Below are 24,859 nucleotides of genomic sequence, written 5' to 3' on the forward strand. Positions count from 1 at the left end.
CTTCCCAAAACAGAATGAATATTATGGATAAATCAATTTTTCTTACAGGTACTTACATATTACATATCAGGCGATAGTAGCATTGAACTAAATGTAAATTCATGACAAAAATCGCTAATATACTGAGAGGTCAAACAAATTTTACATTTGTTATCCATTGATGAAACAAGTCTTTGCACCAGCCTGCACAATGCCGGTGCAAGGGCAATACAGGAATGGGAATCCATTCCAATATTACTAATCAGCAATACTGGAACGGATTCCCATTTCTGCCTGCATTTGTTGTTGCCAATATCTGACTAATTGTAATCAGTCAGACAACTTGCCATGCTGGCAAACATATCACTCACATATTATTTTGTCTGTGGTTTTAGAATCCCGGCCCAGGAATTAATGAGTATTAAGAACCAGGCTCATGAAGCGCCAGTCTGGCTGCAAGGCGACGGGCACTTCCGTTTCTGCATAGGCAGGACAATCGGTGAAGCCAGCTGCTTCATACAGGTGATGTGCAGCCTTCATAAAAGGTGCCGTATCAAGAAAAACCTGTTGGTAACCAAACTTGCGGGCATCAGCCAGTAATTGTTGCAACAAACTGTTCCCCAATTGCAGGCCCCGAAAATCTGGCAAGATATACAGACGTTTGATTTCAGCAGTGTCAGCGCGAAGGCGACGCAAGCCGCCCATGCCCGCCAGCTGGCCGTCAACTTCTATCAGGTAGTACACACCTTGTGGCGGACCTTCGCCACAGATTTTGTCAAGGGCAGCGGGCACATAATCAGCCAGTGGCATTCCCAGCAAATCCTCGACATCGACGGAAAAGGTTTCCTGTATGCCGCCCATCACCCAGTTCATGTATTCAATGTTGATGCGTATCAACGCCTCCCTGTGGTGCAGCACATCGACCTGAATGAAGCTTGTCTTTGTCGTTGAATTTGTCATTACCTGTCCCCCGGATAACCCAGGCAATGATAGCAGAACCACCCCTATCGGCAGTCATGCCTTGCCCGGGTTTATGGCATCAGGGAAAAGGCCCAGCCAGCGAACACGTACTACGCCTGCACATCCACGTTATTGCCGAGCTTCTGCGAGGATGAGGTTGCACTGACTGTACTGCTGCTCGTCGTGGCTTTGGCACTCTGGACCGCCTGCGTGATCTCATAGACCAGTTCCTCTGCTGCAGATACCGTACCATCCTTGTTGAGGTCTTTGGCGTCATACGTCTTGGTGCTTGACGCACCACTGGCTCCACCTGCATTACCTGCCCCTCCGGGACCACCGGCTGGTGGTGCGCCTTCTGGTGGTTTACCGCCGTGTGGCCGATCCCCTTTGTGGGATTTAATGTCAGCTTCTATGTCAGCCTGGGTGATCTTGCCGGTTTTCTGGGTATCGATTTCATCAAACTTCTTGGCGGCATCTTCTGCCGATATGCCTTTGGCTGTCAGTCCTTTGACAAATTCATCCTTGTCCAGGCTGCCATCACCATTGCTGTCAAATTTTTTAACTATTCTGGCGGAAAAGGCCGAAGGATCAAATGCCCTGGCCCCGCCTGCTCCACCGATTCCATTGACTGACATAGTAGCTCCTTGTAGATGAATATCGATGTAGATACCGATAAATTGAACATGCTTCACATGTCTTGAGTATCGGTCATGAGGTAAAAATCTGAATGAACAGAAATGTAAATCCGCGTAAAGTTGCGTATCGCAATGTAGGGGCATTGGCAATGAAGATTCTTGTTGCCACATGGTCATTGACAAGATGTCAGTGCGACCAGGAGAATGTCGCCCAGTTCATTGGGCAATACAGATGAAACGAACCCGGTATTGGTGATAAATCGTGGAAGTGAAGTATTGTTAGAAGTATCGTTAGAAGTATTGTTATGATAAGCAACTTGCAACCTCCAACGAAGGAGACTTTTACAAGTGATGCTGTAAAGTCGCGCCCGCCTTAACGGTGAACTGACTTCAGAAACAAGGAGCGCTCTTCTTTTTCTTTCACCAGTTGCGTGCGAAAATCAGCAACCAGTGCACTGAGCTCAGCCTCAGTCATACAATGGAATTGCCGCGACTGTGCTTTGAGCAGGTTTTGCTCTTCGATAAGCATGGACAGGCGCTGTCCGTTCGGACGCGGCTTGATGTCTTCATCATGTATCCAGGCAGAACGCAATGCCAGCAACTCGCTCACAAGCGCCTTTGCCTGTGCAACGATCTGTTCTTGCCGCATGACTGTTTGATCTGCTTCAAGCATGGGACTATTGTTGAAATCGACTGCGATTAATTGAGGAACAAAGTTATTCTAAGCCGATTCTTGCCTTGCGGGAAGTATCAGCGCGGGCAATATTTTATTGATGACCAAAAAATAGTCCTGATCATGTCGGCAAGGCTTGCTGTACATCATTGAACAGCTCATCGGCATTCTCTATACCGACATGCAGTCTGACCAGCCATGCAGGATCGGCCAATGTTGTCATGTGGTCAGGCATGGGGGATACGGCAACCAGGCTATGTACACCACCCCAGCTATTGCCCAGCCTGAACAGTTTCAGGCGGCCGACAAACTCTTCCACCACCGTCAACCCGGCCTGCCTGAAGCTGAAAGACAATAAGCCGCAACCAAGCCGGTAATCACGCCGCCACAAATCATGACCGACAGCACCTGGCAGCGGTGGGTAGTTGAGCTGTGCTATCGCCGCATGGTTTTGTAACAAAGCAGCAATCCGCAAGGCCGATGCGAATTGACGCTCCAGGCGCAGCGCCATGGTCGGCAAACCGCGCAGGGCAAGAAAACATTCATCGGGCGACACATAGTAGCCCAGCAATTCACAGGTTTGACGCAGGCTATGTATCAACTCAGCATTGCGCACCGTTACCGATCCCATCAACAGGTCCGAGTGGCCGCCTACATATTTGGTCAGTGCCTGCACGGAAAAATCAACACCTGCATCGAGTGGTTTAAAACCCAACGGTGTTGCCCAGGTATTGTCCATCGCCACCATCACACCATGTTGCCGGGCCACCTGTACGATGGCCGGTACATCCTGCATCTCCAGCAAATTCGAAGCCGGGCTTTCTGTCCAGACCAGACGGGTGTGCGGCTGTATCATCGCTGACAAATCCGCAGCACTGTCATACAGGGCGTACTGCACACCCCACTTGCCAAACAGTACACGCATCACCTCCAGGCTGGGGCCATAGACTGCGCGCGGCAATAACACCTGGTCACCAGCAGACAGGACGCTACTATTGACCAGTACGATAGCTGCCAGGCCGGAAGGCACCAGCACGGTCTCGCCACCACCTTCAAGCTCCGCCAGTTTGATGGCAAGGGCATGCTGGGTTGGCGTGCCGTTTTGTCCGTAGCTATAAGCATGCTCGATGCCACGATTCAAAAAGCTGGCAACATCGGGATAAAGTATTGTCGATGCATGGAACACGCCCTGCGACAAGGATGCAAAACCTTCAGGCACATCCTGCGCAGGCTGGACGAGTTGGGTGACTTGGCTGGACATGGCAGCTTTCTAGAATTGAACGTCGTCAGCAGCACATAACTGCAATGCTGTGCCAGGGCTGGCAAACTCACTCCACACCCAATTATGGTGGGCAATGATCTGCGGCGCTTCCAGCACCGGCCGGTTACGTGTGGTGTGGGCATCCTGCACCACAACGGTCTGCAAACCCAGACTGACGCAACGCCTGACATTGGTGTCTATGCAAAACTCGGTGGCGTAACCGCAGATGACAACCCTGGTGATGCCTTGCTCTGCCAGATGCTTCTCCAGTGCGGTATTGCTGAAGGCGTCGCATACCGATTTGCTGCTGACATAGTCTTGCGGCTGTGGTGCAATCGCTGCAGGAAATTCCCAGGTCTTTCCACCTGCTGCCCAGGCAGTGCCGGCTTGCTCATGCTGCACATAAATCACGTCAATACTGCTGGCACGCGCCTTCCCTATCAGTTGGCGAATTCGCTCCAGTACCGCATCACCCTGGTAAGCAACGGGCGCGGTAAAAATGGCGTTCTGAAAATCGATGATCAACAAGGCAGACTTCGTCATGTACAACTCCAGCAAAAATAGTTAATGTTGAAAGGGCAACAGCCTTGCCATGTCAAGACGTATTGTTTTGGTGCGTGTTTGGTGCCTGCTACGACAACCAGTTTTTTTTCAAGATCCCTGCCGCGCCAGCGACATCACCCTTCTTCAGTGCCTGGATAATCGCAGCATGTTCTGTCACAGATTGACGCGCCACCAGTTGATTGCCAAAGTGGGCGAGTTCTATGCGTTGCAAACGTGGCAGCAAGCCGGCCAGTAATTTTTCGATTTCTGCATTGCCGCTCTTTTCTACGATCACGGCGTGGAATTGCCGGTCCAGTCGCGCAGCCAGGTCCGCATCCTGTTGTTTGATGGCCTGTTCCAGTGCCTTGTTGAGTTTGCCCAGTTGCGCCAGATCTATTGCCGACAAGTGTGCCGCTGCCAGCTCAAGGGCCATGGATTCCAGCGCTGCCACGGCAGGGTAAAGCTGCGCAGCCTCGTCCATGTCAGCGGCGGCAACCTTGGTCCACTTGTGAAAACTGGTGATCACCAGTCCTTCATCTTCCAGCCGCCGCAAGGCTTCACGCACGGGTGTGCGTGATACCCCCAGACGCTCGGCGATGTCATGGTCACGTAGCAGTTCTTCCGGAGCAAGTTGCAGACCGATGATCCATTGCTTGATTGTGTGATAGACCTCGTCACGCGCCAATGTACGTGTCATGGCCTGTACAGTCAGAGGTATGGGCATGTCTTTATCATTCTTGCAGTATGTAATGTGTAATATACTACTGTATTAAAAAAAGATCTGCAACCAGGACATTTTCTGCCCTGGCGGTCAGGAACACCTGGATAACAGATAAGTTCAGGACTTACACAAAACCACCCCAAAAGCTTGCTGCTTAGCGTATTTCCAATTTGTCATACCCGCGCAAGCACGGCATACATTCCTGATCAACTTCTCCCGCCTCACTGTCAGCGCAGTTGGCCAACGATGGATTCCCGCTAAAAACAGGTGGGAATAACGGTTTGGAGCGCACTGTGCTCATTGCGATGCATGCATCGCCATTGCAAAAACCGCCCGAGACAATTTCGTGCAAGTCCAGAAGTTAACAGTCTGAAAGCAATCGGCCATACCTTATTTCGGCGTATGGTTGGCAAACCAGTCCAGGATAATTTGCGTGCGCTGAATCGACAAATCACGAACAACCGGCATATGCAAGGCATCATCCATAGGTTTTGCAAGTACGGTCCTGATGGGCTCGGCATATTCGACCACGCTGGCATAGTCATCCAGCTTGAAACGCCCCATGATGGGATACAGCTTGGCATATTGCGGCAGAATGAATTGGATGCAATTATCCCAGGTTGGACAATCGGGGAAGGTCTGCTGGCTAAACAGCAGGATACTGATCAAATCGTCCGGATGCTGTGTGTAGCTTTTTGCGATATTTTGATCGGAAAAATTGTAGCGCACAAAGTAAATTTGCCCATCGACGTTTTGACTGGCGCGCGGAAAACCAGGATCAGTGCCAACGATTTTCAATTCTGCCATGCCTTGCGCATCGGTCACCAATGAGGCAGGGCTGAAGGACAGGGCATTTTGCGGTACGGCGATATTTTTTATTCCAGAGGTGCCGCCAGTACCCATCGTATTGCTTGTGTACTTCACAGAATCTTCCGGCGACATCAGCGTTGCCTGGAGGCTGATATTGGCCGCAGGCTGACCAAATTTAGTGGCATATAAGCGAACCAGCGCTGTTTCGCCGTTTGGCCCCGATTTAACGCCTGGGTTCATTCTAAAGACAAACTGATCAGCCCGCAGATTATAGCCATGGATATTTTCTGCCAACCAGATAATTTGGAAAAATGCATTTTTGCCCACGAGGCCCAAGGGCATCGTCAGCACCCCCTGTTCTGCCTGCTGCAAAGTCAAACCGGGTGGCAGTAAGGAAGGATTGACTTTCACAGTCAATATGCCGCCGCTCACTGTCATCAATTCCGCCATCTGGGCCGGGTCGTTTGGCAAAGCGGCGATAGTAACCGCATTGTTCAAACTAATGCCCGTCCCCTGACTTTGATCAAAATAAACCAAAAACAGATCACCCAACGCATACAAGGCAACCCCGAAACCCTGCGCTGGGTCGTTATAGCCGGGCTTATTGGTGGCGAGCGAGTTGCCCAGATTAACGGTGATCAATACTTCCTTGCTACCATTACTATCGCTAAGCACCTGCGTGCAGAACGGGGCAAAATTACATTGTGTGTTGCTATTGGGCAGCGCAATCGGCGCCATCATGCGTGATGGCGTGTAAAACACCGGAACCGCCGTAGCCTGTGGCCCTATCGTTCCAGTTAACAGGCCAGTTGGAAACTTGGTATTAATATTCGGCGGCGGCACTGGTGACGGCGGCGGCATCAGCGTCGTCGCCAGGATAGTGCTGCGATAGGTATCGGCGTCGGCCTGCCCCAATAAAATAGTGAGCCGATTATTCACATACGATTCAGTTGGAATCCAGCCCCGGTTGGCGGGCGCGCCCTTACTATCAAGGTTCATGAAATACTGAGTCATGGGCAGTAATTTTGCGGTGATACTTGCAGGTACGCCTTTTTTCTCTAATGCCTTCAGGGTATCGGCAGTGAATAAATAGATCACTGGCGCATTATTATGCGCATTCACCACAAAATTGATGCTTAATTGTTTCGGCGATTGTTGCTGGAGCAGGCTGAGAAATTTAGATTGCGGTTTTGCCGCAGTCGTCCAACTTAAGTTGGTCAGGCTTGATTGATATACCCCGCAACCACTGCCCGAGCTTCGCGGGCCATTGATTGCCTGGGCCCACACCGCGTTATACGAGCCAGCGACATAGTCACCGCGGACAAAATCGCTGATCGACGCCGGGTTGGCGCTAACACCAGCCACTTGCAGGCTCAATCCCCATATTTCGCTGGTATTTTGCTGATCCGGGTCGAGGTCAACCAGTTTCGGTGCCGCCATCGCATACACGGCATTGACTGCTTGTCCAATCACCGGATCAACAGCAGGGTCTGTGGTTTCGTCGCCGGGACCATAGACGACCTTGGTGACAACGCAGCCTTGAAAATCAAAAATACCGGTGCCGTTCGGATTCCAGTAAAGCTGTAACTTTGCGATCTCATTGTTCGCATCGGTATAATTGTCCGGAGTATTATTCACCGTGCTCGGATCAGCCAGAAAGCCGCCGCTAAAATGCAATCTTGGGTATGTCAAATAACTCATGCCAGTTCCTCTCATTATTTTTGAACTCGGTTTTTACCTTTTAGGGCCACCGTTGGCGGCGCACATCGGGTTGCTTGGCAGTACACCCGTGTTGCAACCTTTGGTTTTCAGATTCAGTAAATTGAAAATGTGAGAAAGCCCGGCTGGCGGTAACTGAACTTTCACTGCCTCATTCAGTGACTGACCCCGACTCTTGCCATCCAGATTATGGCAACTGAAGCAATTGTACGGATTTTGAATATTGGAGACGCCATTTTGCACATAGGTTTCCATGCTATTGTTTGCGCCCGACAGCGACCCGACCTGTGCCTGCATTGAGGGCGGCAATGTCCCTCTTGCTGTCCATACATTGCCAACCAGTGAATAATTGGCCCACAATTTATTGGCGTCGCCCGCAGGCAACGCGGCCAGCATTTTTTGTATGGATAAATCCAGCGCCTGCAAATTGGCGGTACTTGGCTGTATGACGAACTTTTGGGTATCCGGGTCACAGATATAGCCAGGCGGCGGGGTGGAACCACAATTCAGGTTGTTGGGCATGGTGCCAAGAGTCGGGTCACCCCAGGGGTGCATGGTGCAAACCTGGGTGGCTTTGCCTTCGGCATAATGATTGGTAGTACAGTTGCCGCCCGTGCAGTTGGGATTATAAAAAGTCCAGTTTCCACCTAAAGGTGGTTTGGCCTCTGTGTTGGAACAATACGGCGCATTATTGCGGTGTTCAAAAGTACCCCAGATAAACTCCGGCTGGGATGGTGTCTTGCTCACGATGTGCATGCCCACCAGTCCAAGATCTACATTCTCCATACAGTTTTTATCGGGCGCCTTAACCGAGCCTTTGGTGCTATAAAAGGTCTTGCTCGCCAGTTCGTCGGGCGTCAAAATTTTCCACGCGGTTTTCAATTCCGTTGATCCGGAAGGAAACGCCAGATTCGGGTACAGATTCGGAATGTCTACCACTTTGTAACCAGCCGGATCGACCAGATCGGGCGCCAGGCTTAAACTGCACTGCGCCTGATACAAGCCACAACCCGTGATGAAGTCATAAGCTGGTTTATTGACCGACACGCCGTAAAATACCCGATTCAGCGATTTGTCGATCAATGGTTGCCCTACTCCCGCCTGCAAGGTCAGATTGGAAAAGACATAATTCTGTTTTAAGTTCTGCTTTAAGGTGGATGGCCCTTTGCAATAAGTCGGTTTGGGAACTTTTCCCCATGCAGTCGGGGTTTTGCCCGGATCAACAAAAATGCCATAGCTAGGCATAAAGGTTTCAAATTGCAGAACCTTGCTGCCCGTTGCTACCGGTTGCACCAGATATAACATGGTCTGCCACATATACTGTTGAAAACTGCAGTTATCGGTATTCTGTACATCGACTGGCAAGGACGGGTTGCTGACCCATGTGGGACTGGCATTGCAGCTTGCGCTACCTTGGGTCTGGCTCTGTTGGGCCAGGCCAATTGAAGGAAGCACGGCAATGGCGCCTGTGACGGTAATTGCCATTGCAACGACAGCGGCCGAGCTTATTGAGAGACAGCGCTGCGGGATGATTTTTTTCATGAACATTCCTTTCCTTGCGATAAAGAAACCTGCTGACAGAAGACAACCTCCTGCATATCCATTTACACCAACGCCGTATATCCAGGCCGCTCTGAGACAGTGCAGTGCAGCTCCCAACCATCGATCAACTGCCGTTTTTGATCATTCAGAAAAGAGTCAAGCATCGTGGCGCCCCCTCCCGGCATTGACGCAGGTCAGGTCTTTGTCAGCACCATTTTTTTCGACGACCAGTCATGCTGAAATGGCAGGTGATCGTTTAGTTGCTCTCTACTGAGGAAGACCGTCTCGCTGCCGGTGATAACGATATCCGGGTCAATACCAGGGGAAGCATCGGCTGCACTTTGGACAACGCCGGGTAAGCTAATAGTGGACATGGCTTCTCAAGTTTAATCGTGCGTCAAATAGGGAACGACTACGTTTAATTTCAATTTTCTTGAAACTTTTCTTGAAGCAATTGCTGGAACCTGAGGGTAGGAGGCTCCGTTAAAACTGTGATGCAAATCTCACCAATAGGATATGTGGCGAGACTCAACGACAAACTCAGGGATGAACAGGTTATGATGCAAAATACACCATTATTTATATTTAATCAATTGATTTTTTTAAAACAAATTTCAACTGCTGATTGCGTACCTTCTAGACGGCTGTGTGCCAGAGAGGGGAAAAGGCGCAACGATATCGATACGTTGAGTTGGCAGCAAATTTATTGTATCGACGTTATGGTTGGCGGACCGGGTGAACGCTCTCTTGCGGCGCCTGAAGAAGGCATTGCGGATGCAACTGAAGCAATTTCGGCAGGGCTGCATTGAAGCAAGGTATTGCGAAAAATTGACGCAGCCCTCGTCAGGCCACCATATACGTCAGGATGGCGCGCTGCACTGGCAGCAAGATCTGCTTTTGGTGATAACCAAAGAACCTGCTGCAAGTAGCCGGGTCAAAACCTATTTCACGGCCAACAGAAAATGGTGGTGTAGGCAGCAGCCATGGATGGCCCAGGCTGGCCATGTGCTCTTGTGTCAATGACCAGGCATTGTCTTCAAAACTGGCGGGCCAGCTGTCGGTGATGAGTACATCAAGCTCCATGTCATCAACCTGCTCTGTTGCCGGCAAAGCGTGGTAGCGTACCTGCCCGGAGGGGCGATGAAATTCCTGCGGACAAAAATGATGAACGGAAAAACCCAGCACCTCTGCCAGTTCATGCCATGAATGCAGGACATTGGTCAATGGTCCCCACAGACCTATCCTGAGTTTGCTGATATCACCGACCTGGTCATTGATATAGCAGGCGTCGGCCAACACTTCACAGGGATGACCAACACCTGACATGGCGTTGATCACCGGACGACTGGATGCCAGGGCAAATTCCTGCAGACGCTGGTGATTCGATTCACGCACCACATACAATTGATAATACGGGTCAAGATAGGCTGCCAGATCGCAGGCACGTTCGGATGTCTTCAACAAATTGGGCAACTCCGTAAATGCCAGCCCGAGCTCGCGAAAAGCCGCAATGAAGCTTGTGCGGGTTCGTATGCCATTACCCTCAAATGACCACGCCACAGTGCCATTGAGTGATGCGGCCGGCTGGTTTGCCAGCGCCCAGATGGCATGGATATCGTTTGCCTTGAGATCAGGGATTTGTATGAGCTTCATAGAATACGGGGCCGTGTCAGCAGCCGGGGATGAATCAAAGAGTACTATTCTACCTTGCCACATGCTCGACGATTGCTGCGATGCTGGTGAATCAACACGGCGCCACCGTCCTGGTCAAGCATGACAAGACTTGCCGACCAGGTTGATTTTTCATCTGCCCCGTTTTCGAGCGCAACGCCGTGCCGTTTCAAATGTCGCTGCAATTTACGTGTATTACCAATACTATCAAGACCAATAGAAAACGCATCAAGTTGTATGACCGCTCCTGGCAACGCGAAATCCCTTGCCTGCAAATTACCTCGGTTTCTGCCCCGCAGCCTGAGCTACTGTCGCCGACAAGGGTTCTGGTGACCTCTCCAGCAAACGACTGGCCGGACTGACGGGCATGCTCAATAGTGTGGCGCCGTGCTTAGCCGTACTGGCGTCTGTCTTGTTATCAGCACCTGCATCGAGCACCTTGCCTGCCCCGCACATCTGCTGCGCCAATTGCCTGACCTCCTGCAATTCAGTCTCGGGGGCATGCCGGCGCTCCATCGAAGTGGTGAGCTTTTCCCAGTCTTTGGCATAGGTTTGTACTTCACTGCTGTTCAAGGGGCGTTGCCGCTCGTGATTCAAAGACGGTACAGATGACGCCATGCCGGCATTATTTGCCGGTATCTCAAAATTGTCATACAACTTGGCCTTGCTACGATCAAAAACCTGTAAGTGTACAGACTCTTTAAGCTGCGCAGTCTCTATGGCCTGCAAGGTCTTGGGCAAACCGTCAAAAGCCAGTTTTTCGATCTGCGGCGGGACCCAGCGTGGGTTACCCTCTGCCTTGCCGTCTTCAAATCGCTTGAGCACACCCAGGTGACTGACTTCCGGTTGCACAGCCACTGCCCTTACTATCACGCGATACCCGGCATCCTGCAAGCTGGTTATCTGATTCAGCGCCGCCTTGGTATTGCCCAGCGTCGTGTCAAACACGATATTGCGCCTGTTTTCTATTGCCGATGCGAATAATTCACGGCCCCAGGCGCCCGCGTCTGGTTGCGTCAAGTCTGCCGCGCTTTTTTCTGTGGCCGGATTTGTTTGCCATTCACGGTATCTGGGATGCACATCACGCAACTCATCTATATCGATGGTCACTGTTTTATCCGGGCCCAATTCCCGCATGGACATGTTGGATAACTGACTTTTCCCTGCCCCGGGTTGCCCCCCCAGGAAAATGGCAACAGGCTGCTCGCTTTGCCCTACTGCGCTGGTCGTATTGAGCATGTCTCTTTCAATGAATCGCTTGAAAAGCAGATCGTGCTCATCCTGCGACAATTTCCCTTCATTGGCCATTATTGCCCCCTTGGGTTCAGGTCAGCATCTTGCCCCGCAGTTTCATGCTGTAGCTGTGCCCGGCGGACTTCCACTTCATGCTCAGCTTCTTCAACCGTCATCAGTGTCACACGTTTGCGTGCAGCAAAAAGCGCCAGCAATTCATCCTCTACCCTGACCATCAGACCCAGATCCGGTACATTCTTTTTTCGCTCGGCACTGAGTATTTCCGAGCGCAAGCTGATCAACGCACCGATCATGTCCTTCGCTTTGAGAGTTGCTTCTTCGAAACGCATTGTTTGTTCAAGATCGTTCATTTTTATATCGCCATTCAGCTTTGTTGCTCATGTTGCTTATGTTGTTTATACATGCATCGCTGCCTGTATAGCCAGATATGCATGCCAGGTCAGTGATTTTACTTTATATTTGCACAATATTTTCTAAATGTACTCTCAATGACCTGTTTCTTGCGCCAACTCACGCATTGATACGACAGTTTGCGAGCTGATTTGCGTCAACCGTGGCCATCAGGCTACACTGAATACCAGTTGAAATGCCCGGAACGGGCAAATAGCGGGGACACACACATGACATCATCAATGTGAATATAACGTGAACACACCAGCCTACACGCATCAGATCGGCAGCAAAACGTTTCACTTCCGCGATCTCAAGGACTTGATGGCCAAAGCCACGCCGGCCCGTTCCGGTGATTACCTGGCCGGTGTGGCCGCGAGTGACGCGCAGGAACGGGTGGTGGCGCAGATGTGTCTGGCCGAATTGCCGCTGACAATTTTCCTCAACGATCTGCTGGTTCCATATGAAGAAGATGAAGTCACGCGCCTGATCGTGGACAGTCACGATGCTGCAGCCTTTGTCCGCATCAGCCATCTGACGGTCGGCGATTTTCGCAACTGGCTGCTCAGCGACGAAGCCGACACAGCAACCCTGAGCGCTATCGCCATGGGCATTACGCCCGAGATGGCAGCCGCCGTCAGCAAGATCATGCGCAACCAGGACTTGATACTGGTCGCACAAAAGTGCCAGGTCACCAGCGCCTTCCGCAACACTATAGGCTTGCCCGGACGTCTGTCGAGCCGCCTGCAACCGAACCATCCGACGGACGACGCCACCGGTATCGCCGCCAGCCTGTTTGACGGCTTGCTGTATGGCTGCGGCGACGCCGTCATCGGTATCAACCCTGCTACCGACAATGTGCCGCAAGTCATCAGGCTGCTGGGCATGCTCGATGAAATCATTACGCGTTACCACATCCCCACTCAGTCTTGCGTGCTGACCCATGTCACCAACACCATTGCCGCCATTGAGCGTGGTGCGCCGGTGGACCTGGTCTTTCAATCGATTGCCGGCACTCAGGCTGCCAACCGCAGCTTTGGCATCAATCTTGACCTGCTGGCGACCGCCCAGGCTGCAGCCCTGTCGCTGGGGCGCGGTACTGTCGGCAATAATGTCATGTACTTTGAAACCGGCCAGGGCAGTGCCCTGTCTGCAGTTGCCCATCATGGCATGGACCAGCAAACCTGTGAGGCCCGCGCCTATGCCGTCGCAAGACGCTTCCAGCCACTGCTGGTCAACACCGTCGTCGGCTTCATCGGACCGGAATACCTGTACGACGGCAAGCAAATCATCCGCGCCGGTCTCGAAGATCATTTTTGCGGCAAACTCCTGGGCCTGCCCATGGGCTGCGACGTCTGCTACACCAATCATGCCGAGGCAGACCAAAACGATGTCGATGTCTTGCTGACCTTGCTTGGCGTAGCCGGCTGTAGCTTTGTCATGGGCGTACCAGGTTCTGACGACATCATGCTCAATTACCAGAGCACATCCTTCCATGATGTACTGTATGCGCGTCGCGCCCTGCAACTGGCGCCTGCCCCTGAATTTGAAGCCTGGTTGCGTCACATGCATATCCTCGCCGCAGACGCGCCGTTCAGCCTGCAGCAGGATTTGCCTGCGTTGTTCGAGCAAGCCCTGTTGCGCTTGAAATGAAATTGACATGAAATCCACATGAAGCGGACCTGGAGCTGAATCCATCATGAGCAAATCCAAGCACCCTGTCCACGCCAATCCCTGGCAAGCACTGCGCCAGTTCACTGCCGCCCGCATTGCCCTGGGCCGTGTCGGCAACAGCCTGCCCACCACACCGCAACTGGATTTCCAGCTCGCGCACGCCCGCGCCCGTGATGCCGTCCATCTGGCGCTTGATGTAGAGGCACTGGCCGGTCTCTTGCGCAAATCAGGTACAGTACACGCCCTGCAATGCCTCAAACTGCATAGCGCCGCCGCTAATCGTCACAACTACCTGCAAAGACCTGACCTGGGCCGCCAACTTGACACCCCGTCTCGCCAGCAACTGTTGGACCTGCCCGCGCCTGCTGTCCCGTATGACCTTGGCTTCGTGATTGCCGATGGCTTGTCCGCCCTGGCAATAGCGCAAAACGCCGCAGCTTTTTTAGAAACCATGCTGCGCCGCCTGCCACTTGACGAATGGCATATCGCCCCGTTCACCATCGTCAGCCAGGGTCGGGTCGCTGTTGCTGATGAAGTCGGCGAATTATTACAGGCCAGGTGTACCGTCATCCTGATCGGTGAACGCCCCGGCCTGAGTTCCCCTGACAGCATGGGCATCTACCTGACCTGGGCACCCAGGGTCGGTCTCTCCGACGCCGCCCGCAACTGCATCTCCAATGTCAGGGCTGACGGCCTGTCGTACGAGACTGCCGCCGACAAACTGCACTACCTGTTGACACAAGCCCGCCTGCGTCAATTGTCGGGAGTGGAATTAAAAGATGAGACGACAGTTGAAACAGGTATCCAGACTATGTCACAAGCAAATTTCCTGCTTGGTTCGTGGTGAGTCGCCCGAAAAGCACAGAACAGCAACGCTGTGATTGTGCACGGTCAATCTGCGTCTTGATATGATCGATACCTGGCGTCGCATCAGACAGGAAAGCTGCTTGTCCCGCAAGCAAATGATTTCTTGAAACGCAAACTGGTTACCTCATAACCGAGGTGCTCATAAAACAAATGTGCATTAAGCAGTTTTTTGTTGCTGGTGAGTTCTACCAGACCGCAGCCTTTGGCCAGCAAAGCCTGTTCGCCTGCTTCAACAAGCATACGACCTACGCCGCTACCACGTTCTTTTGCTGTAACCACCAGTGCAGACAGACGGCCAACTGGTGCCGGGCGGTGTAGCACCGGCATCATATGGATAGTCAGTAGTCCAACTACTACGCCATCCTTGACGGCGACGAGAATAAGCTCTTTTTGCATCAAGCCTTGCAACCGCTCAACAACTTCAGCAACAGATGTCGGAAACCCCAGCTCATCGAGCAATCCGGCCAATGCCAATGCGTCTTCGAGAATTGCAACGCGGATATGAATGGCTGGCCTGACTGCTTGCATAGATATCTCCGTAAGGTGTGATTACTGTCCCAACTTTAGCACATCAGCTATTGGAGATGGTCGGCCAGTTCAAACTCAATGAGCTGGTGCAGACTGCGAAGTCAGAACTCAAGGCAGTCCAGAGCCAGAACAAAAAAATGCAGCGAGCCTGCCTGCTATCCCCATGAACCGGATCATGCGTTGAACCCTGCATTGAAGGGCCAGCCAGATGAGTCTGAAGGGGCAAAGGCTGCTCAATACTGTTAGCGAAACAATGGATTTGTGGCATGCCAATACCAATTTCAGCTATAGTTTAAGGCAGACCGCATTAAGAGGAAAATCATGAACACTGTATTTGCCGCCCCCGTCTTTGACACTTCAGTCATTTATGAAGGCAAAGAACTCTTCAAGGGCAAAAGCGCCGCTGAGAACTGGGCAAAAAAACTGGGGGCAGAACTGGATTGCGCCGCGACCGTGCAGAAAATCGGCACTGGCTGGGCTATCTGCGGGAACGTTGACGGCGATGACTGCATCTGGGCGATACATGGGCAAAGGCTCAAGCGTATCAATGAACAGGGTTAACCAGTCTCTGGCGTATCACATCGCCAGCGTCTTGTTATTCAAAAACTGTCTGTAGACCGTTTTGAATTGTTCGATATTGCGATTGTCGTCCTGTATCAGCAAGTCACGCACTTCACAGTTTTGTCCATCTGTCTTGTAGACCCAGAAATCCAGTATCACCTCCGGATGTTCTTGCGAGACGATGGATACACCCTTGCCGCCACCAATGATATTGGCATACTGATAGACGATGAATCTGGCTTTCAGGATTGCCGGGTCCAGTTTCATGCCATCAAGCACCTTTGCCGCATTTTCTTCGCCTGGCTCTATCTTGTCTCGCGCATTGACATAGGTATCAAGAAACTTGCGCAAATGAATCACTTCGGGAGCTTTGTAGGATTTGCCGTATTTGGCCAGTTGCTGCGCATTGAGCACCAGCTCTTTCGTCTCTTGTGCGCGTATCACCAGCGGCAACAGGAACAGGGCAAAGAAAAAATATTTATAGACTTTCATGATGACACCTTCAAGGAAGGCGTCATTGTAAATGAGCAATCCGGGCTGACATCATGCGGGCCCGTGACTTTTACAGCTTGTTGCAATGTTTACCGCGGTCAGGCCAAAATTCCCGCCCTCCCCCGCTAAACTTTTTACATTCCCAGCGATTTGAGCAATTCTGAATTGTCGTCTTCAGCAATTGCGGCCGGTGCAGATGCTCCCTGTCCCTGGCTTGCCTGTTGCTGGTCCAGCAGCGTATCGGGGTCAGGCACATCGTGGGCTTCAAAATCATGGAGTTTAATGAACTCGGTACGATCTATCGCCAGTTCCAGATAAAAGATATTGTTCTTTTCTGTAAAGAAGGACACACGGCGCAATTCCGGTCTGTCCAGCGGTGTATCGACACTGAGCATGACCTGCTTGGTCAGTACCAGCATCTTGGGCTGATTCTGGGTGATATTGGTTTGCAGTTCGCGACGTACCTTGCCGGTAAAATCACCGACGATCTGGTTCATCAGCTCACCAAGGATATTGGCGACTTCATCCGAAGTAAACGAAGTGGCCAGCTCAGACTTGGGCATCCCCATGGTCAGCATGTATTTTTCATAAATTTCCAGCGCGGTGTCGCCGTCAAAATTGAGCACCACCAAACCAGAAAAACCACCATCAAACAGCACAAAGCAACCAATGTCCGGCTTCAGGCCTATCTTGGTGATGCGTTGTACCATGGCAGAGTAATGCACCTTGCTTTGCGTCGCGACATTCAATACGCGTATGACCGAGTTGCACAAACTGGTTAATAAATCTTCGGTACCGTATACCACTCCATCTTCTCCCGCAGCCATGGTTGACTCCTGATTATTTTGCATGATTATGACTCCGTCTCGCCCTCAGGGGCAGCAAGTAATCTCCGTTCACTGCCACAGGCAGCTGACGGCTCCCATAGTAGCCCGGTAGGTCGCAGTGAAAATGCCAGTCGACTCAAGGCCAGCTTGCTCAATACCGCATCAGCTGGTTTTGTCGGTACTGGTCCTGATGAACCAGATCAGTCTCCAAGACCAGACTCGCTTACAAATCCTGCACCGCATTAACGATCAAGGCGGTGCAACACCATCCCTTGCTTACCTGCCGGACATATCTGAGAAACGAAACAGCATGTCCCCCTATGGCACAGACCGTGCTGTCCATAGGAATAATGAAAGAATACTGAAGCATCGCCCCCCCGTCCACATGTTTCAAGCTGACTTTGCGAAATGTCACCTCTGAGCAAGGTGTTGATATTGACATAGTTGCCAAAACACAACCAATCACGAGCCAGTTGCGGTGTGCCAGGTGATATGCAGACGGCGTGTCCTGTTGTCCGTCATCTGCGGCATCCATGTACCGCACAAGATGTCGTGGAAATGAGCGATGCCGGTAGTGATTTGTGCAACAGACACGCGAAAAATATTTTATTCACATCACAAAAATTTTTGCACCAAACCAGAATCAAAACGCAGCATTGGTGGGCAATTCAAGCGATTTTGCACAAGCAGGAAGAGTTTTTTACTGAAGAGCATCACCTGTAACGCACCAACTGAATGCATTGATCCTGTTATGTTTTTTGGAAATAACGCCTATAAGAATTATTGATTTTTTTCAATGCTGCATCGCAACGTATAGTTGCTTCATCCACTTGATGCTGTGGTCAGAAATAAAAGCAGCACAGCACCAAATTCATCCATTTCTTATTTTCAGGAGTTTTTATGTCCCCGCATTTCCGTCTTTATGCAATAGTGACAGTTTTCGCATTTGCCTTGGTTGGCCTGCCTGCATTTGCCAAGGAAGCGACCAATCCATTCACAGATTCCGGATGTGAAGCCCCTTCTTACGATGCGCGTACCCTGACCGACGAAGTAGAAGGCCAGGTCAAATTCGATTTTCTGCTGGACAAACAAGGCGCGGTCGTCGATGCGAAACTCGTCACCTCCAGCGGCTTTCGCAAGATAGACAAAGAGTCCCTTCGTGCCCTGAAGGCATGTCGCTTCCAGAACGGCGCAACGGCAGGCTGGAATACCGTGGCATTTACCTGGACATTGAAGTAAACCGCCGTGCTGCGCCGACATATCCTTTGCTGGCGCAGCATGCTTTGCCCTGCAAGCAGCTTACATGAAGAGTCGGGCATCTGGGCGCACTGCTGCATCATCAGTCAGTCGTCGCTTTGACAATCACGATTATCTGGTCGCTCCCTCTGTGATGAAAGGTCCACAGATGGCGCTCAGCATGTGGATCATCCAGGTCGAAATAACATGAGCAGTCCGGATTCCAGATATAAATATCCTGCTCCCCCTGCATGCCGCCAAACACCTGGTCAAGCAAACTAAAGTAATTCGCATTGATGGTGGCATTGCCGCCAGATATTTTATCAAGCGCATCCAGGTAGAAGCTTGTGAAACTGGGATCGTCATCAGGTAATGAATAAGGATCGATGATGTTCTTGGGTATCTCGCGATCACCAAACCAGAACGGCACCCTGGGGAAATTTTTTGACTCACCACCCAGCAGTAATCTGCGCTTTTCAAGATCACAACCGGGACCTAGAAACTGCCGCGCCGACATGGTCACAGCTGTTGCCAGCAAATCCTCACGCAGGACAAAGGGTTGAAATTGCAGAGCCGCCCCGTCTGCATAACGGGGTAACAGATTCAGTGCCGCTACATGGTCAGCACACTGCTGCTCCAGTATCTGCAATGCCAGTCGAACTGCCTGCCTGTGAGCGTCCAGCATTACACAGGCACCTGCAGGAAGACGTAAAGGAATCAGTTCCAGTTCATCACTGCGTATGCCAAGCCGCTGAAACAAATCAGCAAGCTCACTGATTGGTTGCATGCCTGCTTGCTCACCCACCTGATAACTGTTTTGGTCTGCCGACATAAACCCTTAGTCGCCACTCTGCCCATGATGTCTAGTCGCCTATTGTAACAAGCCACATCTGCTTATTCCTGTTTCTCTACCTGTAAAAACACGAAGTTCACCTCTCCTTATTGATACTTAGCGTTACATAAAGATGTGTTTTTATAAAAATTAGATGTTTTTAAGTGAAGAATTTTCTTAAATTTGCAAAATAATTAACTTTCACCATACCTCATTTGACATTCATTATCATTTAACTTCTTACAAAATGGTGACATAGTTAGCACAAAATTGATATATTAAAATCCCCCCTGATGTAGATACATTGAGTTACAATCATCTGCAATACGAAACAAATGGTGTCACAGTGAATCGATTGATTTGGCGAATGTTGTCGCCTGCCAGCAAACTGCTGGAGGAGGACAGCGCAAAAAAGCATGAGCTGCCAGGAACCTGGCTGGCCAGCCTGCGCTGGGCGTGTCATTTGCGCCTGGCTGACGACAATAGCAAGCTCAAAAGCAAATGCCTGTTTTTGCTGCGCAGCGGACTCCGTCCGCGTGCCAGCCTGACCTGGTTCAACTATCTGCATCAATCCTATTTGCGCAAAGCTGCACACACCGACATCGCCCTGCTCGACGCCATACACAGACCATTTTTTGACCGCCAGATTGATACGCGCAGCCGCCTGGATTTGCTGAAGAACCATTTCCAGCTATCCGGCTCTCTGTTTGGTAAAAACCTGGCCCAGCAACTGGCACACGGCACGGAACTCGACATTGCCACCCTGCAGGGCAAAAACCAGGAAGAATTTCGTCTTTGCCTGTTCCGTGCCTGTGATTTCAAACGCGAAGGCGGCCTGACCCTGGGTCTGTTCCTGGATAACTGTCTATTGCAAAGCCTGAGTTTTTCGTTCGATCGCAGCCAGCACCGCATTGTCATGCGTGTCGGCGGCATACAGGCCTGCAAGCACAATGCACGCGAGCTGATACGCAATTGCACCAAGAGCCTGCACGGCATACAGCCACGCCTGCTGCTGATCGAAGCTCTGCGTTGCATTGCCCGTGAAATCAATTGTGCCAGCATAGAATGCATCGCCAAAAAGAACCACATCTACCAGTCATGGCGCTACCGCTTCAGCAAGTGCATACGGGCCGATTATGACAGTCTGTGGCAAAGTGCAGGTGGTCGTCAGCACAGCAACGGCAATTTCCTGCTACCACTAGCCGCTGAAGAAAAACCCTTATCAGAACGCCCTGCCAACAAGCGTAGTGAATACCGCGCCCGTGATGAGTTGACCCGTATCATGCGCGAGTCCATTGCACGCAGCCTGCCGGTGATGTAAACAGGGTCATACTCAGCAGCATCACCAGCACCTTCAGCATCTATTGTCAGCCTTGGACTCACCAACCTGCCTGGGATTACTGACTGAAATGCCCAATTGGCCGTAGTCCTGCGCATGGCAGAAAGCCGGTCCGCAAATTTCCCCTCATTTCGGCAAACAATGCCCGGCATTCAAAAAACGTGGCAGTCTCGACAATATACTGCTGGCGCTCCCCTCCCTTTATTCATCTTGTAGCCCCACCTGACACAAACTTCGACTGCCAGTAAATATCTGTGCAATAGTGCAATGACAGACTCGCGACCATACACCCACTTCATCACAGCGCCAAAGCTACACAATTTTTAACAATTTAGTATCAAGTCCTGTTTTTATTGTTTTCTAGACAGCAATATCGTGTAAACTTCAATACATTCAGACAGTTGCCCCGAGCGACAGCTCTGCACAAGCACAACCTATTGCATTACAGACGGAGACCCAGCCTGATGACAGCCTTGCAGGACAGCGGCGCTAGTAACAAGACAGTAATACAAGCTGGCCTGCTGTATTTTGTCCTGGCGGTTGCGGGCATCCTGTTGACACGTAGTGATGATAGTATTGCCATCCTTTGGTTTGCCAACGCCCTGGCAGTAGCGTATATGTCTGGGCAGACTACCAGCTTGCGCATGCAGATACTGGGGGTCTGCACAATTGCAAGCGTGACTGCCAATCTGGTGTCGGGTAACGACCTGGGGGCATCAGCCCTATATAGTTTTGCCAATGTGCTGGAAATCTTGCTGGTCGTCTACACCATAGAGACGGCAGGACTGGCCAGGCAGTTTGAACAATCAAGCAATCAGTTGCTCAAGCTGATCACGCTGGGCTTTTTCTTGCCTTGCGCCTGCAGCGCTACCCTAGCCGCGGCCCTGGCGTCCTGGTACGGGCTAGGCGAATTCAACATGATTTTTACCAAGTGGTATGTCGACACTGCGCTTGGACAAACCCTGATATTCCCGTTGATGCGCTTATGGCTGCGACCAGAACCGCGATTTTTGACTGACTGCATCAACTGGCGGCGCTTTTTGTCGGCTGCGACTACCACCCTGGCAGTTGTCGTCCTGGCAGTGACCTACCTGCCCTTTCCGCTATTGTACGTGCTGGTGACGCTGACCTTTGCCACACAAAAACTGGTGTATGAAGAAGCGCAATTGCTGCTGGTGCTGGCGGTGACCTGCCTGGGATTGCTGGCGACTCCGGCCGACATCATGCCATTGAATGTCGCTGGCAGCTGGCAAACGCTGTTCATTTACCTGCCCATCATCATCACTATCATCCCGCCGATGCTACTGGCAGCCAGCCTGAATGAAAACCGGGTCAAAGAAGCCGAACGCCTGCGTGTTGCACAAGACCTGGCCCGCAGCCAGACCAATCTGCAAGCCACGATAGACCACATGCCGGCACTGATCTGCTTTGTTGATACAGACATGGTCCTGCGCTTTGCCAACGATGCCTATTTCAAGTGGTTCCACGTTGATGGCAAGGTCTCTCTGAACAAACCTGTACGCGAAGTGATAGGTGAAGAAGTATTCCTGATCCACCTGCCATATATAGAAGCCGCCCTGCAGGGCCGGCCACAATTGTTTGAAAGAGTCATGCAAGACCAGCAGGGCGAAACCCATTACCTGCTGGCTACCTATATCCCACAATATATCGATGGCACGGTGCATGGCATGTATTCGTTCGTGACAGACATCAGCCCGCTGAAACGGTCACAGGCACAAGAAATGCGTACCCAGGCCAAGCTCAAGAGCATTTTTGAAGCTGCCGGCGAATTTGCCATCATATCAACCGATCTGCAAGGCGTCATCCGCTATTTCAGCCCCGGCGCCGAACGCATGCTCGGTTACAGCGCCCTGGAAATGGAAAACCGCCAGACCCCGCTCATCATCCATCTGCCAGAAGAAATCGAGGCACGCAGCGCCCTGCTGAGCGCCGAACTTGGCACCAACATACAGGATTTTGAAGTTCTGGCCGTCAAGGCGCGCATGGGCAAACCCCAGGCCCAGCAATGGACGTATGTAACCAAACAGGGGCAACAAGTGCCAGTTACCCTGGTGATCAGTGCCGTCCATAATGAAGACCATGAGATAGACGGCTATCTTGGCATCGCCATCGACATCAGCCGCCAGAAACAGTTGGAAGCCTCGCTGATCGCCGCCCGCGATCAGGCAGAAACAGCCAGCCGTACCAAATCCGGCTTTTTGGCCAACATGAGCCATGAGATCCGTACCCCCATGAATGCCGTACTGGGCATGAGCTATCTGCTGAGCAAGACTGACCTCACCCCGACCCAGCGCAACTACCTGGAAATGATACGCTCCTCAGGCCAGTCCCTGCTGGGCATACTCAATGACATCCTTGACATATCCAAGATAGAGGCTGGCCGCATAGAGTTGTCACCTACTCGCTTCATGTTAAAAGACATACTGAGCGCCCTGGCCAATATGATGTCCGTCAATGTAGGCGAGAAGCAACTGGAATTGTCCATGGGTGTTGATGCCGGTGTCCCCAAGGAACTGATAGGCGATGCCCTGCGTCTGCAGCAGGTATTGATCAATATCATTGGCAATGCCATCAAGTTTACCGAACGTGGTGAAGTATCACTGCTGGTGCAACAAGCCAGCAGCAATGAGGCCGGTTTAATGATACAGTTCATCATACGTGATACCGGCATAGGCATGACAACGGAGCAACAAGGCAGGCTCTTCAATGCCTTCCAGCAGGCTGATGCGTCAACTTCGCGCCGGTTTGGCGGCACCGGGCTGGGCTTGGCGATTTCCAAGCGCTTTGTCGACCTGATGGGTGGCAATATTGAAGTCAACAGCACGGCGGGTGCAGGTACAGAATTTATCGTCAGCATCCCCATGCAACCCGTACCGGAAACCGCTGACAGCCTGCCCGCCTTGCCAGGCACAGCGCAAAACGATACAGATCTGGAGAGTGCCGTGAACCACCTCACCGACCGTTCGCATAAAAAAATACTGGTCGTTGATGACAACCACACCAGCCGCAATTACATTGCCAAAACCGTGCAAGCCTGGGGCTGGCAGGCCGATACCGCCGAATCCGGTCCCGACGCCATCACCAAGATACGCCGTCAGGTCATCGAACAGGGCAAAGATACGCTTGACTACCGCGCCATCCTGGTTGACTGGCATATGCCGGTACAGGATGGCATTGCCACCATACAAGAGTTGAAAAACCTGCTGCAAGACAGCGACATCCCATTGATACTGATGAGCAGCGCCTATGACCGTAGCGCACTGGGAGTAGAGGGCCACCCGGCCGGGCCAGATGCAGTCTTGCTGAAACCGGTCACCGGTTCCAGCCTGTACGATGTCTTGCAAGAAACAGCTCGCCAGGCCCACGCCGACGCCCCTCCCACTGTAGGAGACAACGCTGCGTCACAGCGCTTTGCCGGCAAGCGTTTTTTGCTGGTGGAAGATAATTATTTCAACCAGGTCGTTGCCACCAAGGTGCTGGAACAGACCGGCGCCAGGGTAGACATCGCCAACAATGGCGCCGAAGCTGTGCAACTGCTGAAAACCTCGACCGAACAATTTGACCTGGTGTTGATGGACATACAGATGCCCGTCATGGATGGCTGGACTGCAACAGAAATCCTGCGCAAGGAACTGGCCCTCACCCTGCCCATCCTGGCCATGACCGCCGGTGTCATGACAGCAGAGCGCGAACACTGCCTGTCAGCCGGCATGGACGACGTGATCTCAAAACCCATAGACATAGACCAGATGTTGTCCGTGCTGGAATGTTATCTGCCCAAAAATGGCAAAGGTGATCAAGGCGACACAGGCAGCAAAGGCAACAGACCGGCAACGACCAGTAACGGCGACACCACTGCAACTCCGACAACCAGCGAAACAGGCCAGACCAAAGACGGTAGCGTCAGTAACGCCAGTGACATCTTTGATCCGGTTAAAATCATCGGCCTGGCAAAAGGTAATCCCACCGTCATGAAAACCCTGTTTGGCGTCATCCAGAACATGGTCAACCATGCCCGCAATGATTTCGACAAAGCCCGTCAGCACTGGCAAAACGGTGACGACCAGCAGGCTGCACGCACCCTGCACACCATGCGCGGCAGCATAGGCACGCTTGGCGCCAAAGACTTTGCCAAAGCCGCCCTGGCCCTGGAAACCGCCATCCTGGAAAAGAACCATGACCTTATCCCAGCCTTATTCGCCATGGCAGAAAACAAGCTGACCCTGACCATCACAAGCGTCAAGACCTGGTTGCAAGACCAGGAAAAAGTGGTGGGATGATATTCGCTGACCAAGGCTATAACGAGCACACTGCCTGAAAACAG

The 24,859-nt window shown here is 51.8% G+C and carries 23 protein-coding genes; 7 read left to right on the plus strand and 16 right to left on the minus strand.

Annotated features, from left to right (window positions below):
• Window positions 1-390: 390 nt before the first annotated feature.
• The 9 genes from LZ463_RS00005 to LZ463_RS00045 all read right to left on the minus strand — a co-directional run bounded on the left by LZ463_RS00005 (window position 391) and on the right by LZ463_RS00045 (window position 9,217).
• A complete protein-coding gene (locus LZ463_RS00005; RefSeq protein WP_241452215.1) occupies window positions 391-939 on the minus strand; it encodes a GNAT family N-acetyltransferase in 549 nt (182 codons plus the stop codon).
• A 110-nt stretch (window positions 940-1,049) separates the two neighbouring features.
• Window positions 1,050-1,574, minus strand: coding sequence for an EF-hand domain-containing protein (locus tag LZ463_RS00010; protein WP_241452224.1), 525 nt, complete (start codon window positions 1,572-1,574; stop codon window positions 1,050-1,052).
• 373 nt (window positions 1,575-1,947) lie between these two features.
• Window positions 1,948-2,247 carry a hypothetical protein gene (locus LZ463_RS00015; RefSeq protein ID WP_241452226.1) on the minus strand — a complete coding sequence of 100 codons (300 nt, stop codon included), beginning with the start codon at window positions 2,245-2,247 and terminating at the stop codon, window positions 1,948-1,950.
• A gap of 121 nt (window positions 2,248-2,368) precedes the next feature.
• A complete protein-coding gene (locus tag LZ463_RS00020) occupies window positions 2,369-3,508 on the minus strand; it encodes a trans-sulfuration enzyme family protein (RefSeq protein ID WP_241452242.1) in 1,140 nt (379 codons plus the stop codon).
• Between the two features lie 9 nt (window positions 3,509-3,517).
• Window positions 3,518-4,051, minus strand: a complete 534-nt coding sequence (locus LZ463_RS00025) for an isochorismatase family protein (protein ID WP_241452258.1) — start codon at window positions 4,049-4,051, stop codon at window positions 3,518-3,520.
• Between the two features lie 88 nt (window positions 4,052-4,139).
• Window positions 4,140-4,775: a GntR family transcriptional regulator gene (locus tag LZ463_RS00030; protein WP_241452267.1), complete on the minus strand. Its 636-nt coding sequence runs from the start codon at window positions 4,773-4,775 to the stop codon at window positions 4,140-4,142.
• Window positions 4,776-5,162: 387 nt separating this feature from the next.
• On the minus strand, window positions 5,163-6,959 hold the full coding sequence (locus LZ463_RS00035; RefSeq protein ID WP_241452276.1) for a hypothetical protein: 1,797 nt from the start codon (window positions 6,957-6,959) through the stop codon (window positions 5,163-5,165).
• Between the two features lie 357 nt (window positions 6,960-7,316).
• Complete coding sequence (locus LZ463_RS00040) at window positions 7,317-8,843, minus strand: hypothetical protein (RefSeq protein WP_241452278.1); 1,527 nt, start codon at window positions 8,841-8,843, stop codon at window positions 7,317-7,319.
• A 194-nt stretch (window positions 8,844-9,037) separates the two neighbouring features.
• A complete protein-coding gene (locus LZ463_RS00045; protein WP_241452287.1) occupies window positions 9,038-9,217 on the minus strand; it encodes a hypothetical protein in 180 nt (59 codons plus the stop codon).
• A 120-nt stretch (window positions 9,218-9,337) separates the two neighbouring features.
• On the opposite strand from LZ463_RS00045, the gene LZ463_RS00050 reads away from it, so the two are divergent.
• Window positions 9,338-9,652 carry a hypothetical protein gene (locus LZ463_RS00050; protein WP_241452305.1) on the plus strand — a complete coding sequence of 105 codons (315 nt, stop codon included), beginning with the start codon at window positions 9,338-9,340 and terminating at the stop codon, window positions 9,650-9,652.
• A 34-nt stretch (window positions 9,653-9,686) separates the two neighbouring features.
• Here the strand turns inward: LZ463_RS00050 and LZ463_RS00055 are convergent, their stop codons facing one another.
• The 3 genes from LZ463_RS00055 to LZ463_RS00065 all read right to left on the minus strand — a co-directional run bounded on the left by LZ463_RS00055 (window position 9,687) and on the right by LZ463_RS00065 (window position 12,118).
• The gene (locus LZ463_RS00055) at window positions 9,687-10,496 is read right to left on the minus strand and encodes an ornithine carbamoyltransferase (RefSeq protein ID WP_241452315.1); all 810 of its coding nucleotides are present in this window, start codon (window positions 10,494-10,496) and stop codon (window positions 9,687-9,689) included.
• A 294-nt stretch (window positions 10,497-10,790) separates the two neighbouring features.
• On the minus strand, window positions 10,791-11,753 hold the full coding sequence (locus tag LZ463_RS00060; RefSeq protein WP_241452317.1) for a zeta toxin family protein: 963 nt from the start codon (window positions 11,751-11,753) through the stop codon (window positions 10,791-10,793).
• Between the two features lie 68 nt (window positions 11,754-11,821).
• Window positions 11,822-12,118, minus strand: a complete 297-nt coding sequence (locus tag LZ463_RS00065) for a hypothetical protein (protein WP_241452320.1) — start codon at window positions 12,116-12,118, stop codon at window positions 11,822-11,824.
• Window positions 12,119-12,413: 295 nt separating this feature from the next.
• On the opposite strand from LZ463_RS00065, the gene LZ463_RS00070 reads away from it, so the two are divergent.
• Window positions 12,414-13,811 carry an ethanolamine ammonia-lyase subunit EutB gene (locus LZ463_RS00070; protein ID WP_241452322.1) on the plus strand — a complete coding sequence of 466 codons (1,398 nt, stop codon included), beginning with the start codon at window positions 12,414-12,416 and terminating at the stop codon, window positions 13,809-13,811.
• Between the two features lie 46 nt (window positions 13,812-13,857).
• Window positions 13,858-14,679 carry an ethanolamine ammonia-lyase subunit EutC gene (gene eutC / locus LZ463_RS00075; RefSeq protein WP_241452324.1) on the plus strand — a complete coding sequence of 274 codons (822 nt, stop codon included), beginning with the start codon at window positions 13,858-13,860 and terminating at the stop codon, window positions 14,677-14,679.
• Between the two features lie 83 nt (window positions 14,680-14,762).
• Here eutC and LZ463_RS00080 read toward each other — a convergent pair whose 3' ends face one another.
• Window positions 14,763-15,227, minus strand: coding sequence for a GNAT family N-acetyltransferase (locus LZ463_RS00080; protein ID WP_241452340.1), 465 nt, complete (start codon window positions 15,225-15,227; stop codon window positions 14,763-14,765).
• Window positions 15,228-15,548: 321 nt separating this feature from the next.
• On the opposite strand from LZ463_RS00080, the gene LZ463_RS00085 reads away from it, so the two are divergent.
• Complete coding sequence (locus LZ463_RS00085) at window positions 15,549-15,788, plus strand: hypothetical protein (protein WP_241452342.1); 240 nt, start codon at window positions 15,549-15,551, stop codon at window positions 15,786-15,788.
• A gap of 15 nt (window positions 15,789-15,803) precedes the next feature.
• Here LZ463_RS00085 and LZ463_RS00090 read toward each other — a convergent pair whose 3' ends face one another.
• Together LZ463_RS00090 and LZ463_RS00095 are read right to left on the minus strand one after the other, a co-directional pair.
• Window positions 15,804-16,280 (minus strand): hypothetical protein, encoded by a 477-nt coding sequence (locus tag LZ463_RS00090; RefSeq protein ID WP_241452345.1) that lies wholly within the window; start codon window positions 16,278-16,280, stop codon window positions 15,804-15,806.
• 134 nt (window positions 16,281-16,414) lie between these two features.
• Window positions 16,415-17,107 carry a DUF3334 family protein gene (locus tag LZ463_RS00095; protein WP_241454255.1) on the minus strand — a complete coding sequence of 231 codons (693 nt, stop codon included), beginning with the start codon at window positions 17,105-17,107 and terminating at the stop codon, window positions 16,415-16,417.
• Window positions 17,108-18,007: 900 nt separating this feature from the next.
• Here LZ463_RS00095 and LZ463_RS00100 point away from each other — a divergent pair.
• Complete coding sequence (locus LZ463_RS00100; protein WP_241452347.1) at window positions 18,008-18,346, plus strand: energy transducer TonB; 339 nt, start codon at window positions 18,008-18,010, stop codon at window positions 18,344-18,346.
• Between the two features lie 100 nt (window positions 18,347-18,446).
• On the opposite strand, the gene LZ463_RS00105 is transcribed toward LZ463_RS00100, so the two are convergent.
• Window positions 18,447-19,130 (minus strand): hypothetical protein, encoded by a 684-nt coding sequence (locus LZ463_RS00105; RefSeq protein ID WP_241452349.1) that lies wholly within the window; start codon window positions 19,128-19,130, stop codon window positions 18,447-18,449.
• A 412-nt stretch (window positions 19,131-19,542) separates the two neighbouring features.
• On the opposite strand from LZ463_RS00105, the gene LZ463_RS00110 reads away from it, so the two are divergent.
• Together LZ463_RS00110 and LZ463_RS00115 are read left to right on the plus strand one after the other, a co-directional pair.
• Entirely contained in the window at window positions 19,543-20,496 is a 954-nt protein-coding gene (locus LZ463_RS00110; RefSeq protein ID WP_241452371.1) for a VirK/YbjX family protein, read from the plus strand.
• A gap of 482 nt (window positions 20,497-20,978) precedes the next feature.
• Window positions 20,979-24,815, plus strand: coding sequence for a response regulator (locus LZ463_RS00115; protein ID WP_241452388.1), 3,837 nt, complete (start codon window positions 20,979-20,981; stop codon window positions 24,813-24,815).
• Window positions 24,816-24,859: the final 44 nt, after the last annotated feature.

Source organism: Undibacterium paludis (assembly GCF_022568815.1).
Taxonomy (GTDB): domain Bacteria; phylum Pseudomonadota; class Gammaproteobacteria; order Burkholderiales; family Burkholderiaceae_D; genus Undibacterium.